Genomic DNA, 15,013 nt, shown 5'->3' with positions numbered 1-15,013 from the left:
ATCAGGCATCTTATTTATTAATTAATACAGGTACATACCATGTCTAATACAACTACCGGCACCGTCAAATGGTTTAACGAAGCGAAAGGCTTCGGTTTCATCGAACAAGCTTCTGGCCCAGACGTTTTCGCTCATTTCAGCGAAATCCAAAGCTCAGGTTTTAAAACCCTGGCTGAAGGTCAACAAGTTCAGTTCAGCGTCACTGCTGGCCAGAAAGGTCCACAGGCTTCCAACATCACTGTGATCTAATCGTTAAGGCAGTGCCGCAGATCTCAGAGTCACTCTGAATCCACGGACCGCTTAACCAAAAAGGCAACTGCATCGCAGCTGCCTTTTTTATTGGCTGTGACAAAGTTTTACTTGCTCAGCTACAGGGACTCAGCCAAGAGGAGCACAGCTAGAGAGCTTAGCTGGATTGAGCCAGCCGCCGCTCCTCGACCATCGCATACAGCACCGGTACCATAAAGACACTTAGCAGCACAAAGAACATGCCTCCCAGTGTCGGGATCGCCATCGGGATCATCAGATCGGCGCCACGACCTGTAGCGGTGAGGACCGGCAACAGGGCTAACATCGTGGTAGCCGAAGTCATCAGGCAGGGACGGATCCGCTTTAACGCGGCCTGCATGACTAAAGCCCGCACCTCACTGCGACTTTGCGGTTTAGCCGCACTAAACTGCTGCTTCAGGTACGTGGCCATCACCACCCCATCATCAACCGCGATGCCAAACAACGCCAGAAAGCCAACCCAGACCGCAATGCTCAGATGATAGCTTTGCAGCTGAAACAAAGACCGCAGATTGGTATCGAACCAGTCGATGTTTAAGAACCAGGGCTGGGCAAACAAATCCAGCATGATAAAACCGCCCGACCAGGCCACGGCAATGCTGCTGAAAATCATCAGCGCGGTGCTGACCCGCTTAAACTGCAAATACAGCAGCATAAAAATCAACACCAGCGATAAGGGTACCACCCATTGCAAAGTTTGGCTGGCTCGCTGCTGATGCTCGAAGCTGCCGGCAAAGCTGTAACTGGCACCGGCCGGTAGCTGCCAGTCGCCGCTTTCAATAGCCGCATCCAGATAGGCAGCCACTTCATCCACCACATCGACTTCAGCCCAGCCGCTTAAGCTGCCAAAGGTGACATAAGCGGTTAAAAAGGTATTTTCCGAACGGATCATCTGCGGGCCGCGCTGGTAGCGAATCTCCGCCAGCTGGGTTAAAGGCACCGGATAGCCGGATGCGGTATCAATCAGCACCTCAGCCAGATGCTCCAGACTGTCGCGACGCTCTCGCTGGTAGCGCACCGTGATGCCATAGCGTTCACGCCCTTCCACAGTACGGCCAACCTCCATGCCGCCTATTGCCGTCGCAATGGCCTGCTGCACCTGCTGCATGCTGACACCATAGCGGGCTATGGCAGCGCGATCTGGGTGGATCTCCAGATAAGGCTGACCCACAATGCGCTCGGCACTGACTGAAGCGGCTTGTACGCCGGGAGCCTGGCGCAGCAATTGTTCCAGCTCGATTGCCAATTGATCCAGTGTTGCCAGATCCGGCGCCGATAATTTCACCCCCATTGCCGCCCGCATGCCGGTTTGCAGCATCAGCAAGCGGGTTTCAATCGGCTGCAACTTAGGTGCTGAGGTCACGCCCGGCAGCTGGGCAGCCCGCACGATCTCTTGCCAGATATCATCCGGCGACTTTATATGCTCCCGCCATTGCCGGTAGGGCCGGCCACGCGGATCTTCAATCAGCTCGCCTTGCTTATCACGCACGAAGTCGCCTACCCGGTTGTCGTAACGAAACGCCAGCCGCCTACCCGCAGCATCGGTTTTAAACTCGCTGTGGTATTGGATCACCGTTTCAATCATGCCAAGGGGGGCCGGATCCAGGGCGGTTTCGGCCCGGCCAATTTTGCCGACCACCGAGCGCACTTCCGGGATGGCTGCAATGGCCGCATCTTGCTGCTGCAACACCGCCAGCGCTTCGCCAATGGAGGCATGCGGCATTAAGCTTGGCATCAGCAAAAAAGCCCCTTCATCCAGCGCTGGCATAAACTCGCGGCCAAGACCGGGGTATCGATGCGTCAGCTCTACCCAACGCTCGCTGTGCTGCCAATGCCCTGGCAACCAGCCCAGCGTCTGCTGCGCGCCCAGCCAGACCGTCAGGCCAAAGCCTACCACCAGCACAGGCAAGACTAAGAACAGCCATTTCAGCCGCAAAAAGGTGGCCAAAAGCCAGGGGTAGCCCCACAAAAACAGCATAAAAAAGCCCAGCACCCCTGCCAGCAACAGGGTGACAAAGCCCCAGTTGGCCAGGCTACCGGCCAATGGCCCGAGTGGCAGCCAGACCTGACTGAGCAAAGTGACCGCCGCCAGCAGCACCAGGATCACCAGCAGGCCATGACCAAGGCGCCATATCAGAGCTGCTGGTAGTGAAAAGCGCTGGCCAAAAGCGCGCAGCCTTCGCTCGATGCGTTGACAAAGCGGGAACGGCTGCAACTTTTTCCAGATACTTGCCCGATAACCGGACCAGAGCAACACCGCAGCATAAAACAGACTGGCCAACCAAAGCAGCCCCGAGCCAAACCAGATGGCCAGCAGTACAAAAGCCGCCAGCAGCCACCAGCGCGCACTGCTGAGCAGGTGCTGCTGCCAGGCCTGCCATGCATCGGCTTTGCGCCAGCGAAACAACAAGGCCAGCAACACCGGCAGCACTGTTAATGCAAGCAACGCCGCCGATAACAGCACAAAGGTTTTGGTGTAAGCCAAAGGCCCGAACAACTTGCCCTCGGCACCTGTCATGGTAAAGACCGGTAAAAAGCTAATCACCGTGGTGCTGATGGCCGTTAAAATGGCCGGACCGACTTCGTGCCCAGCCCGCCTGACCGCAGCGATGGCGGTTAAATCCGGTTGCTGCTGCCGCTGCCTGAGCAGGTTTTCACTGACAATAATGCCCATATCGACAATGGTACCAATGGCAATGGCAATGCCCGCCAGCGCGACAATGTTGGCATCGACCGCCAGCCACTTCATGGCAATAAAGCTCAGCAGCACCGTCATCGGCAACATCAGGCTCACCGCCAACGCCGCCCGAAAGTGCAGCAGCAAGGCCAGCACCACAACCACCGTCACCAGCAATTGCTGGCTGAGCGCATCCTGCAAGGTGCCCAAGGTTTCATCAATCAGTTCACTGCGATCGTAAAAAGGCACCACCGTCAGTTGACTTAAGGTCAACCAGCTGGGCCAGCTATCGGCTGGCTGAGCCCTTAAAAAGCCCAGCCAGTCGGCTTGCACGGCCGGATCCCGCCCCTGCCAGGCAGGCAACTGCCAGTCGCGGGCAAAGGCATCGACTTCAGCTGCAGTCACCTGCTGCCAGTCAACCACCGCCTTGGCCGGTAAGCCGCGCTGTACCTCGTCAAGACGACGCTTGACATTGGTTATCGCCTGACGCGGGTTGTAGCCCTCGCGTACCGTGACCACACCCCCGACGGCCTCGGCGCCATTGACATCCAGCGCCCCGCGCCGCTCAGCCGGGCCAAATTGCACCCGGGCCACATCGGCAACCCGGATCGGGGTGTTGTCCGGTGCCAACCGCACCACGGCCTGCTCGATATCGCTTAGCTGTTTGACAAAACCGACGCCCCGGATCAGGTACTCAACCCCATTCAGCTCCCGGCTGCCTGCACTGACATCCAGATTGGCTGCCATCACCGCCGAAGTCACTTGCGACAGCGTCACCCGATGCATGCGCAGCAGATCGGGGTCCACCTCCACCTGATATTCCCGCTGATAGCCGCCAATCGAAGCCACTTCGCTGATGCCTTCGGCAGCCAGCAGGCCAGTTCTCAGGTACCAATCCTGCACGCTGCGCAGTTCATCCAGATCCCAGCCTCCGGTGGTGTTGCCCGCCGGATCCCGCCCTTCTAAGGTGTAGAGAAACACCTGCCCCAGTGCGGTTGCATCCGGCCCCAACGTGGGCTGCACCCCATCCGGCAAGGCATCGGGTGGCAGACTGGCCAGCTTTTCCAGCAAGCGGGTGCGCGACCAGTAAAACTCAACGCTGTCGTCAAAAATCACTGCGATGCTGGAAAAACCAAACATCGACAAGGAGCGCACATCCTTCACGCCGGGAACACCCATCAGTGCCACGCTTAGTGGGTAACTGATTTGGTCTTCTACATCCTGCGGCGAGCGGCCTGGCCAATCGGTAAAGACGATTTGCTGGTTCTCGCCCAGGTTCGGAATCGCATCCACCGCGACCGGTTCCAGGGGCATGCCGGTTTTCCAGCCAAATGGCGCGAAGGCCACACCAGCCACCAGCAAGAGACCAGCCATCAGCAGCACCAGCAACTTTTGCTGCAGGCAGCTTTGCATCAAGCGATCAAACCAAGGGGAGCGGCCAACTGAGTCCGTATCAGTGTGCATGCTGTCCCTCCCCGGCAAACTGCTGCTGGATATCGCCACAGCGCAGCATCATGGCGCCGTAGTAAGGGTTAAGCACACGGTCCTGAGGCTGCAACCAGGCCGCGCCCCGGCCGCCTCGCGCCATCGGGCAATAGGCCCGGTACCAGCCGCCGGCCAGCACGCCTTGCTCGGCCAGTGTTAGTAGCGCCTGTACCTGAGGGTAGTAGAGCTCACGCGCCTGCTCTAATGAGCCAACATGATGGCTATGACCTTTGCCCTGCTGTATCGCCTGCACCTCAGCCGCCAGTTGCTCTGGCCAATCAATGGCGGCGACAGCCCGGTGAAAATCAGAAGCGCCCTGCTGCCAGCCGGCTAAGTCATCGTCCGTCAGTGCCTGGTACAGGCTTTGGTACGCCTGCAGCACGGCTTCTTGCTGTGCGTCTGTCAGCGAAAATGCAAGATGCTGGCTGGTATCCGACGATGGCTCATTGGATGGGGCGGCCTCACGGCTTGGGAACTTCGTTTCAACATCGCCACAGCGCAGCATCATGGCGCCGTAGTAGGGGTTGAGCACGTTCTCCTGAGGCTGCAACCAGGCTGCGCCCCGGCCGCCTCGGGCCATCGGGCAATAGGCCCGGTACCAGCCGCCGGCCAGCACGCCTTGCTCGGCCAGTGTTAGTAGCGCCTGCACCTGGGGGTAGTACAGCTCGCGCGCCTGCTCTAAAGAGCCAACATGATGGCTATGACCTTTGCCCTGCTGCATCGCCTGAATCTCAGCTTCTAGTGCCTCTGGCCAATGAATGGCAGCGACAGCCCGGTGAAAATCAGCAGCGCCTTGCTGCCAGCCGGCTAAGTCATCGTCAGTGAGTGCCTGATACAGCTGGCGGTAACTCTGCAGCAGCGCCTGTTCATCGTCAGCTTTTAGCTGAAAATCAGTGACCAGCTGGCGGCTACGGGAGCTGGCGGTTGAATCTTCGGTGCGCGGCTCCTCGGCATGAGTGCCATGGTGATGAGCATGGGGATCGCCACCTTCACCCGCTGCCGCCATCATGCTGGACAAGCCGCGGATTTGCAGTTCACTATCAAGCCGCATCGCGCCTTTGCTGACCACCAGCACCTGCTCATCCAAACCGGACAGCACTTCGTAATAGGTGCCAAAGCGCCGGCCTAAACGGACCTCACGACCGGCGTAAGTCGGGCGTTCATCGTCTAGCTTTACATAGACCAGGGCTCGCTCGCCGGTCAATAAAGCGGCCGACACTGGGATTAACAGAACATCATCCTGCGTGCTTTTTAGCTGGGCCCGGGCCAGCATGCCCGGTTTCAAGCGGCCATCGGGATTCTGCAGCAAGGCCCGCACCCGAACCGTACGCCGGCTGGCGTCCACCACCGGCTCCAGCAGCAGCACTTCTGTCTCCAACGTTTCACCTGGCAGGGCCAGCAGTTCGACCTCAATGCGCTGGCCAGGCTGTATCAACGGCAATTGATGTTCAAAAGCTTCCAGTTCCAGCCAAAGTGTTTCCAGGTTAAGGACGGTAAACAGCGGCTGGCCGGTGCTGACATAGGCCCCGGCATTGACCATTTTTTCCATCACTCGACCTGAAACCGGCGCACTGATAGTCACGGTATCCTGCAGGGTTTCACTTTGCAGGATGGCTTCGATTTGCTCGCCAGGCACGCCCAGTAAGCGCAAGCGCCGGCGGGCGGCGTCCAGTGTGGAACTGGCCGGCAGACTACCCGCACGAGCACTGCCCTGAGCCGCCGCAAGCTGCTTAGCCTGCACCAGCTCTTGCTGGATCACGATCAGATCCGGGTTAAAAATCTCCACCATCGGCTGGCCAGCCTGCACATCCACCGCTGTGGTGTCCAGGTACAACTGCTCAATCCGGCCGGAAGCCCAGGCGCTGATGGTTTTTAGCTGGCTCTGATCGGCTGCCAACTGCCCCACCAGCGACAGGCTGGCGGTGGCCTGCTGCCGCCGAACCGGGGTTAGCTCCGGTTGCAGCAACGCATTGGCTCTGGGGCTTAGCCGGATCACGGCGTCATCCCCTTCTGGCAGGGGATCATCGTCCTGCTCGACCGGGATCAGTGCCATGCCACAAATCGGGCAGCGATCATTCGGATTTTCCGAGCGCACATGCGGATGCATGGAACAGGTGTAGATGGTGGTTGCCTGATTGCGCATCGACGCCAGAGGGTCATCATCCTGCTTGGCCGCCGATTGCGCCGGAGCATGATCAGCGTGGCTGCCATGCTGATGCGGTGTTGCAAAAACACCATAAGAAACGATCAACAACCAGATAAAAAGCGCTGAGCGCTGCTTTGTGAAAGTGAACATAGAAAAAGTCCTGCCAGATTAAACGCCAAAGCAACCACATGCCACAGCATGCAGCCAAGGTTCAGATAATCAGCAGCACTCAGATCAGCAGTAAGGATTTTTCCAGATAAAGTGGGGTCGTTCGGGGATAAGGTGGGCCTTGCGCCAGATACAGGCTGTGTTGCTCAGCAGGCAGCTCAGCCGGCACCGGCTCAACCACAGCCTGCAACCACAACACCACAGCAGGCAGCTCAGGTGTTGCTGTTTGCACCGCATCCAGCGCACAGCCAGAGCAGAGATCGTGATCTGACAAGAGCTCATGCACCTGGGCTTCAGCAACAGTTCTATCAACAACAGTGCCATGGCAAGAAGGCACTTCCGCTTGCAGCTCTGCGTCATGGCTGGCTGCAAACAACTGGCCACAAAACAGCAAACACCAGGACAAAGCAAGGCTGACCATCATCGGGATGGCCCAGATTTTTTGCCGTTGTACCAGGGTGCTAAGCATGTGCAGTAACCAGATTTAAGATGTGCCTAATCTACGCTTTTGCAGTGAATTTGTCAAAATCCCAGCCAAGACTTGACTCTGGAGTAAGCTCAAGGGTTTATACTCTGGTTGGTTTCCAATTATAAGCTCAGGAGAGCCACCCGATGAAAATTGGTGAGCTGGTCAAGCAATACGGTGTCAGTGTCGATACCATCCGCTTTTACGAAAAACAGCAATTACTAAGCCCTAGCGCGCGCTCGGATGCCGGTTATCGCTTGTACAGTAACGCCGATAGTCAGCGGCTGGGCTTTATTCTACGTGCCAAAAGCGTGGGTTTTAGCCTGCAACAAATCCGTGAACTGCTGCTGATTGAAGACAACAAAGCCGCCTGGCAGTGCGCCGATGTCAAAGACAAGGTGCAGTTAAAAATGCAGGACATTCGCCAGCAAATCGCTGAGCTGGAACAATTTTATCAGGCACTGGCGAAGCTGGATCAGGCCTGTTGCGGCGGAGCTTTAAGTGCCACCGAGTGCTCCATTTTAACCGCGCTGGAGCAAGGCAAACCGGCGCAACCTGAAACACATCAGGAGGATGCGTCATGCTAAGTTTTATCGACAACTTCTGGCAGCTGTTTGTGCTGTCTGCACCCTGGCTGCTGGTCGGCTTGCTGGTCGCCGCCATTATGAAAGCCTGGATCCCAATGGACTGGCTGCAACGCCAGCTCGGAGGCGATGGTGTCAAACCTGTGGTGAAAGGCGCTTTGTTGGGCGCACCACTGCCGCTGTGCAGCTGTGGCGTGATCCCGGCGGCGATGCAATTACGCCGCGGCGGTGCCGGCAAAGGAGCGACTGTGGCCTTTTTAAGTGCCACCCCGGAAACCGGCGTCGACTCGATTTCCGTCTCCTATGTGCTGCTGGGGCCGCTGATGGCCATAGTGCGGCCTGTCGCTGCTATTCTAAGCGCCATCACCTCAGGTTTATTGGTCGGCAAAGCCACCGGGCACGATCAAAAAGCGACCGATCCCTCAGCGGTAAAAAGCTGCTGCGCCAGCAAAACCGCAGCCACTCCAGCACCAGAACCAGCACCAGTAAAATCGGCTTGCTGTGCAACTAAAAAGACAGCAGCAGCCCAGCTGTCCCGGCGACAAAAACTGTGGCAACAGGCCAAAGAAGGGGTGCAGTACAGCACCGGCAAGCTGCTGAGCGATTTTTATCTGTGGCTGATGATTGGTTTATTCTTCGCTGCTTTGGTGCAAACCCTGGTGCCGATGGATGCGCTGGCCAAATACGGCAGCAGCATCTGGACCATGCTGTTGATGGTACTGATTTCAGTGCCGATGTACGTCTGCGCCACCGCCTCCACTCCCATAGCCGCGGCTTTGATGATGATGGGTATCTCCCCCGGCGCTGCCCTGGTCTTTATGCAGGCTGGCCCTGCCACCAACATTGCCACCATCAGTGTGGTACTGAAAGAGCTGGGCAGGCGCGCGCTGGCCGCTTACTTATTTGGCGTGATAGTGATGTCGGTCTTCTTCGGTTGGTTGCTCGATACCGCACTGGATTATTTTGATATTTCGGTACAAAGCGCCATGCAACATCAGCACTCGGTCCTGCCAGACTGGCTGGAGCTCGCCGCCGCTTTGCTGCTGGCTGCCTTGATCCTTCGCATCCTCTGGCAGCAATGGCAACAAAAGCGGTCATTCGCCTCAGCTAACCATTGAAGCAGAAACATGCTTGGAAGCGCTTGCATTGCAAATGTTAACAAGCGTATGATGGGACTTGACCGTAATCACCAACAGGATGCTGGAGAACGGATGCAACGAGTCGGCTGGTTGTTGTTTATACTCAGCATGGTCCCTTGGGTTAATGCCTCAGAGCCACCCGAGCTCGAGTGGTGTCTGGACGATCATCCTTACTGGCATTTTTACCCAGACGATGGTGAACCTTTCGGACCCACCGTCGATTTAATGCACACCATCGCCGAGCGCGCCGGCATTCGCTTACGCTTCAGTGCCAATACTCCTTTCTCCCGTTGTTTGCGACAAATGGAATTAGGGCAAACCGACTTAATGACCAGCCTTAATTTCAGCGATGAGCGCGCCCGCTACATGCACTTTATCCCCTACGACGAAGCCAAGCCTGAGGTAGTCTATTTGCTGGTTGAAACCAGGGATATCACTAGCTGGCAACAGCTCAGTGAAAAGCGTATCGCCGTGGTACGCGATTATGTCTATACCCAGGAGCTGTTAAGGCGGTTGGATAAGCATCCGTTGCAATTGGTCCATGCTGAGACTTTGGATGATGCTTTTGCCTTGTTGCTGTTGGGGGAAGCCGATGCCATGATTGGGCCGGCACAAAGTTCCATTAATGTGATTCAACACAACCCCCGCTTCCATCAACGCTTTAAACGCGCCAGTTACGAATTTGACTTCCGGGAAAACAGAACCGTCAATCTCACCTTATCCAAGCGTAGTCCTCACCAGAAGTTGCTGCCAAAGCTGCAACAAGTCATCGCTGATATGGTTGAAAGTGGTGAGGTAGAGCAGTTCCGGGTGGATCTAACCGCGCTGGATGATTAAGAGCGACACTGGCGCTTGCTTTCCGGCAACCCAGTCTCTAAGCTGCCCTTTTTCAGCCACCGAACCCCATTATGACCGGAGAAATTGCCGCCCTGCTGACAGCCTGCTGCTGGGTTGTGGCTGCCCGACTTTACCGCAACCTGGGTGCCAGTTTTAGCGCTCTGAGCCTGAACTTCTGGAAAGGATTGATCAGCCTGTTGCTGTTGCTGCCTTTAGGGCTTTTACTGCCAGCTACCGAACTCAGTACGCAGCAACAAGTCTTATTGCTGCTGAGCGGCGCCATCGGCATCGGCCTCGGCGATACGTTTTTCTTTCTCGCTTTAGGGCGCCTGGGCGATCGCCAATGCCTGCTGGTGGCCGATACGCTGGCTCCACTCCTGACGGCTTGCCTTGCCATTGTCTGGCTGAGTGAATGGTTGCTGTGGCAACACTGGCTGGGGATGGCGCTGATTTTCCTGGCTTTGGAGCGGGTACTGCATGCCGGCAAAGAACATCAACAATCGCCCTCTTGGTCAGGCCTAAGCTTCGCAGCGCTTGCTGCGCTCTGTCAGGCCGTTGGCGCAGTGATAAGCCGGGATATTTTTCTGCACAGTGATGTCTCGGTGTTGCAAGCCAGCAATTGGCGCTTTGTCGGCGGCATGCTGCTTATCGTGCCGCTGATGCTGCTATGGCGGCAGCGCCCTCTACCCAGACCAGCTTCAAACTGGCGCACCTGGATGCTGTTGTTGCTTGCCGCGGTGCTGGGAACCACCCTTGCGATGCTGCTGCAAATGCTGGCCTTCCAATTGACCAAAGCGGCCATTGCACAAACGCTGCTGGCCACCAGCATTGTGCTGTCGTTGCTGCTAAGTAAAGGTCTGGGTGATAAAATCCCCAAAGGGAGCTTAAGCTGGACCCTGGCTGCCCTTTTGGGGGTCGGCCTGCTGCTGGCTTAATGCTATGCTAATGCGGTATGAGATAGGTAGTGCCCGTCCAGAAAGGCGGGCACTGGCGCAGCGCAGGGATGCGCTGCCATTTTCACTGCGTAGTAACGCATTGAAAATGTGAGACAAATGGAAAGCGGGTATAGGGATGTACCGTTTCGCGAACCTAAGGATGGAAATCGCAATTTTCATTTGTCGTTCCAGAATAAGGGCAGGAGCCTGTTTCTGGATGAAAACCAGGCAGTGCCCATCCTAAGAGGTGGCAACCAGCAGAGGACAGCCATGCTAACCAAAACCAGTACGCCACTCGATGTGCGTCTTGCCTGCCGGGAGCAGCAATTTAACGGTACCACCTCAGGTCTGGCCGCTGGCTTTGTGCAGGCCAACCTGGTGATCCTGCCCAAAGCCGATGCTGCCGATTTTCTGCTGTTTTGCCAGCGCAACCCCAAACCCTGCCCACTGATCGCGATCTCAGCCCAGCCTGGTGATACCGGCATTGCAGCCGCTGCCACAGACCTGGATATTCGCAGCGACTTACCCAGCTACCGGCTGTTTCGCCACGGCGAACTGGTAGCAGAGTTGCCGGACATCCGCGAGCTCTGGCGCGATGACCTGGTCACCTTCTTACTAGGCTGCTCCTTCTCCTTTGAAGAAGCCCTGCTGGCCGATGGGCTGGAAATTCGTAACATCAGCGAAGGGGTCAATGTGCCGATGTACCGCACCAGTATCCGCTGCCAAAGCGCCGGTAAATTCAGTGGTCCCATGGTGGTCAGTATGCGGCCGATGAAACCAGCCGATGCCATTCGCGCCATTCAAATTTGCAGCCGCTTTCCGCAGGTGCATGGTGCACCGGTCCATTTTGGCGATCCAGCCGCCATTGGCATTGCCGATCTCACCCAACCGGATTTTGGCGATGCCGTTAGCATTAATTCAGGCGAAGTACCGGTGTTCTGGGCCTGCGGCGTCACACCGCAACTGGCCATTGCCGAAGCTAAGCCAGAATTTTGCATGACCCACAGCCCGGGCTGCATGCTGGTGACCGATATTCCAAATTCAAAATTGGCGCTGTTTTAGCCGGAGGATGCATGAAATTAAACTGCGATCTGGGCGAAAGTTACGGCAGCTGGACCATGGGCATGGACAGCAGCGTGATGCCTTACATCGATATGGCCAACATTGCCTGTGGTTTTCATGCCGGTGATGCCGACGTGATGCAGCGTACTTTAGCATTGGCCAAGCACTACCGAGTTGAAGTCGGCGCTCATCCCAGTTACCCGGATCGACAAGGCTTTGGCCGCCGCTCAATGAACTGCTCAGCCGAAGAGCTGGTGAATCTGCTGCATTATCAAATCGCTGCACTGGATGGCATGGCGCAAATTCATGGGCTTGAGCTGAGCTACGTCAAACCCCATGGTGCCCTCTACAACGATATGATGCACCACCCTGCCATTCTGGAAACCGTGTTTACCGCCATTAAAAGCTACCACAAACCGCTGGCATTGATGCTGCTGGCTACCGCCGAACAAGCAAAACATCAGGCTGAAGCCGATGCCTTGGGCATTTCCTTGCTGTTTGAAGCCTTTGCCGACCGGCGCTATACCGACGCTGGCCTGTTGATGCCGCGCAGCAAGCCAGGTGCGGTACTGAATCAAACCGAGGTGATGACGCAGGTGCAGTTGCTGGTCGATGAAGGCGTGGTGATCACCGACAGTGGCAAGCGCCTTGCGCTTCAAGCCGATACACTCTGTGTGCACGGCGATAACGAAGCCGCCATTGCTGAAGTGAAGCATATTCGTCAGTTGTTGCAAGGCTAGCTTTTATGCTTGATTACAGCATTCAGATTGCCGGTGAAAACAGCCTGATCCTCTACCCGCCGCAGCAGATGTCGGCCGAGGTCAATCAGTGGGTGCTTGCTGCCTGCCAGCAAATAGAACAGGCATTGGCCGATGTGTTGCTGGATGTCACGCCATCCTATGCCTCCATCCTGGTCAGCTACAACCCGCTGCAAACGGATCATTTTTTGGTCAAAGCCCGGATCCGACAAGCCCTGGCAGCGCAAAGCGGTGAAAGTCAGCAGGCCGGCAAACTGGTCGAGCTGCCGGTGTATTACAGTGAGGAAAGCGGCCCGGATCTCACCCGGCTGGCGAAGCTGCATCAACTGAGCATCGAACAAGTGATTGAACTGCATCAGGCGCCGCTGTACCGGGTGTATGCCGTAGGTTTTGCCCCTGGTTTTGCTTACATGGGCGAGGTGGATGAACGCCTGGCCACCCCGAGGCTTGACAGCCCCCGCGCCAAAGTGCCCAAAGGGGCGGTGGCGATTGCCGATCGCCAGACGGCGGTCTATCCGGCCGAATCGCCGGGTGGCTGGAATTTGCTGGGCCTGTGCCCGCTGCAGCTGTTTGATCCGGCCAAAACGCCCAGCATGCCGGTGGCTGTGGGCGATCAGGTGCGCTTTACCGCCATCGATAAAGCCGAGTTTTTGCGCCTGGGAGGCGTATTATGAGCGGTTTTCGTATTGAGCAAGCCGGCCTGCTTTGCACCTTGCAGGATCAGGGGCGTTTTGGTCAAAGCCGACTCGGCCTGACTACGGCAGGCCCGGCCGATGGCCATGCTTTTCGCTGGGCCAATGCTTTGCTTGGCAATGCAGCAGGTAGCTGCGCTCTGGAAATCACCCTCGGCGGCCTGCAACTGAGCACTGAGCAAGATACTGCAATTGCCGTTTGCGGTGCGGCTGTGCCGCTTAGCATCAACGGCAAGCCAAAAGCTTTATGGCAAGGCCATGCCATCAAAGCAGGCGATCGCATTGAGCTGGGGATGGCAACGTCTGGCGTACGAGCTTACCTGGCAGTCGCTGGCGGCTTTTCTGTGCAGCAACAGTTTGGCAGCAGCGCTACCGTACTGCGCGAAGGCATTGGCGGGCTGGATGGCGGCAAGCTCACAGCCGGGCAATTGCTTCCGGTAACGAAGCAAACGGCAGCCATGACTGCACAGCCGCTCTTTGCCCTGCCCGAGCGGTTTTGGCCGGATTATCAGAGCCCACTGACATTGCGTCTGATTGAAGGCTATCAGTGCGAGGATTTTTCGGTCGCAGAGCGGCAACGCTTTTATCAACACCCCTACCAGATATCGCCCAAGTCCGATCGAATGGGCTACCGACTGCAGGGCCCGCCACTGCACTGCCAGCGCAGCAGCCTGCTGTCAGAAGGCATCTGCTATGGTGCTGTGCAGGTGCCTCCGGATGGCCAGCCCATCGTACTGCTGTGCGATCGGCAAACCCTGGGTGGCTACCCCAAGCTTGGCTCGGTGTTGTCGCTTGATTGCTGGCAACTGGCCCAGCGACCGGCAGGCTTTGAGCTGAATTTCGCCGCCATTAGCATCGAGCAAGCACACAACACGCTGCATTTGCAGGAACAACGCTTTTGGCAACAACACAGCCAACTGGAGGTGCTTTGATGAAGTCATTGCTGCCACTCAGTCGTCAGATTGAAGATTTGCTGGTCGCGCGTAACTTACGTGGTATGCAGCAGCTGCAACAGGCACTACGCCCTGGCTATTACCTGCGCGCGGCTCGTATCCTGAACCAGTGCCAAGGGGTGGTTTTTATTGGCACCGGCTTTCCGGTGGCCGATACCTTTGAAACCGATGGCCCTGTTGGCGCTATTGCTTTGTACGATTGCCTGCAGCAACTGGGCGCCCGACCTGTGCTGGTGTGTGGCGATCCACTCTATTCGGTGCTCAAAACCGATTACCATTGCCATCCACTGCCCATCAACTGCCAGCAAGATGTGGCGGCACTGGCGGCCGAAGCCCTGCGACATTATCAGCCACAGGCAGTGATCTCAATTGAGCGGCCTGGGCGTGCTCAGGATGGCAACTATTACAATATGCGAGGCGAAGACATCAGTGGCCGCTGCGCCAGCTTCGATGACTTTTTAAATCTGGCCGCCTGCCCGACGCTGGCCATTGGCGATGGCGGCAATGAGATCGGCATGGGCAATATCAACACAGCGGTCCAGGCGCTCACTATTATTCCGGCAGCCACCGAATGCGATGAACTCTTGCTGGCCGATGTGTCCAACTGGGGCGCTTATGGCTTGATTGCGCTGCTTAGCGTCTGGCGCGAGCAGGATCTACTGGCGCAAATACAACCGCTACGAATTTTGCAGTATTTATCCGACCGCGGCAGTGTCGATGGTGTCAGCCGCCTGAATACCTTAACCGAAGACAGTTTGGATGCCAGCGAAGGCATGGCTGTTCTAACCTCTTTACGTGCCCTTTGTGGCTTTAGCTGAGTGTA

The 15,013-nt window shown here is 56.9% G+C and carries 13 protein-coding genes; 10 read left to right on the top strand and 3 right to left on the bottom strand.

The genetic code is table 11. The features are described 5' to 3' along the window. Nucleotides 1–39: 39 nt before the first annotated feature. Nucleotides 40–249, top strand: coding sequence for a cold-shock protein (locus Q3O59_RS04165; RefSeq protein WP_305944368.1), 210 nt, complete (start codon nt 40–42; stop codon nt 247–249). 157 nt (nt 250–406) lie between these two features. On the opposite strand, the gene Q3O59_RS04160 is transcribed toward Q3O59_RS04165, so the two are convergent. From Q3O59_RS04160 to Q3O59_RS04150, 3 genes are all read right to left on the bottom strand, one after another. Then, entirely contained in the window at nt 407–4,429 is a 4,023-nt protein-coding gene (locus tag Q3O59_RS04160) for an efflux RND transporter permease subunit (protein ID WP_305944367.1), read from the bottom strand. After that, nucleotides 4,419–6,746, bottom strand: coding sequence for an efflux RND transporter periplasmic adaptor subunit (locus tag Q3O59_RS04155; RefSeq protein ID WP_305944366.1), 2,328 nt, complete (start codon nt 6,744–6,746; stop codon nt 4,419–4,421). The genes Q3O59_RS04160 and Q3O59_RS04155 overlap by 11 nt, the downstream gene beginning before the upstream one ends. 79 nt (nt 6,747–6,825) lie before the next feature. Then, nucleotides 6,826–7,233: a hypothetical protein gene (locus Q3O59_RS04150; protein WP_305944365.1), complete on the bottom strand. Its 408-nt coding sequence runs from the start codon at nt 7,231–7,233 to the stop codon at nt 6,826–6,828. A gap of 143 nt (nt 7,234–7,376) precedes the next feature. Between Q3O59_RS04150 and zntR the strand changes: the two genes are divergently transcribed. The 9 genes from zntR (at nt 7,377) to Q3O59_RS04105 (ending at nt 15,008) form a co-directional block, all read left to right on the top strand. Continuing rightward, nucleotides 7,377–7,817, top strand: coding sequence for a Zn(2+)-responsive transcriptional regulator (gene zntR / locus Q3O59_RS04145; protein WP_305944364.1), 441 nt, complete (start codon nt 7,377–7,379; stop codon nt 7,815–7,817). Continuing rightward, nucleotides 7,811–8,932 (top strand): SO_0444 family Cu/Zn efflux transporter, encoded by a 1,122-nt coding sequence (locus Q3O59_RS04140; RefSeq protein ID WP_305944363.1) that lies wholly within the window; start codon nt 7,811–7,813, stop codon nt 8,930–8,932. Before zntR ends, Q3O59_RS04140 begins: the two co-directional genes overlap by 7 nt. 93 nt (nt 8,933–9,025) lie before the next feature. Next, nucleotides 9,026–9,790: a substrate-binding periplasmic protein gene (locus tag Q3O59_RS04135; RefSeq protein WP_305944362.1), complete on the top strand. Its 765-nt coding sequence runs from the start codon at nt 9,026–9,028 to the stop codon at nt 9,788–9,790. A gap of 71 nt (nt 9,791–9,861) precedes the next feature. Continuing rightward, on the top strand, nt 9,862–10,725 hold the full coding sequence (locus Q3O59_RS04130; RefSeq protein ID WP_305944361.1) for a DMT family transporter: 864 nt from the start codon (nt 9,862–9,864) through the stop codon (nt 10,723–10,725). A gap of 270 nt (nt 10,726–10,995) precedes the next feature. After that, complete coding sequence (locus Q3O59_RS04125) at nt 10,996–11,787, top strand: putative hydro-lyase (protein ID WP_305944360.1); 792 nt, start codon at nt 10,996–10,998, stop codon at nt 11,785–11,787. 11 nt (nt 11,788–11,798) lie between these two features. Beyond that, nucleotides 11,799–12,527, top strand: coding sequence for a 5-oxoprolinase subunit PxpA (locus Q3O59_RS04120; protein WP_305944359.1), 729 nt, complete (start codon nt 11,799–11,801; stop codon nt 12,525–12,527). Between the two features lie 5 nt (nt 12,528–12,532). Continuing rightward, nucleotides 12,533–13,219 (top strand): 5-oxoprolinase subunit PxpB, encoded by a 687-nt coding sequence (gene pxpB, locus Q3O59_RS04115; protein WP_305944358.1) that lies wholly within the window; start codon nt 12,533–12,535, stop codon nt 13,217–13,219. Next, nucleotides 13,216–14,169: a 5-oxoprolinase subunit C family protein gene (locus Q3O59_RS04110; protein ID WP_305944357.1), complete on the top strand. Its 954-nt coding sequence runs from the start codon at nt 13,216–13,218 to the stop codon at nt 14,167–14,169. Before pxpB ends, Q3O59_RS04110 begins: the two co-directional genes overlap by 4 nt. After that, nucleotides 14,169–15,008, top strand: coding sequence for a DUF4392 domain-containing protein (locus Q3O59_RS04105; protein WP_305944356.1), 840 nt, complete (start codon nt 14,169–14,171; stop codon nt 15,006–15,008). The genes Q3O59_RS04110 and Q3O59_RS04105 overlap by 1 nt, the downstream gene beginning before the upstream one ends. The last annotated feature ends 5 nt before the right edge of the window (nt 15,009–15,013 follow it).

The sequence above is a fragment of the Alkalimonas delamerensis genome (assembly GCF_030717955.1).
In the GTDB taxonomy this organism is placed as follows: Bacteria; Pseudomonadota; Gammaproteobacteria; order Enterobacterales; family Alteromonadaceae; genus Alkalimonas; species Alkalimonas delamerensis.
The sequence above is the reverse complement of the archived record's forward strand: the minus strand, read 5'-3'. Positions and strand labels throughout refer to the sequence as shown.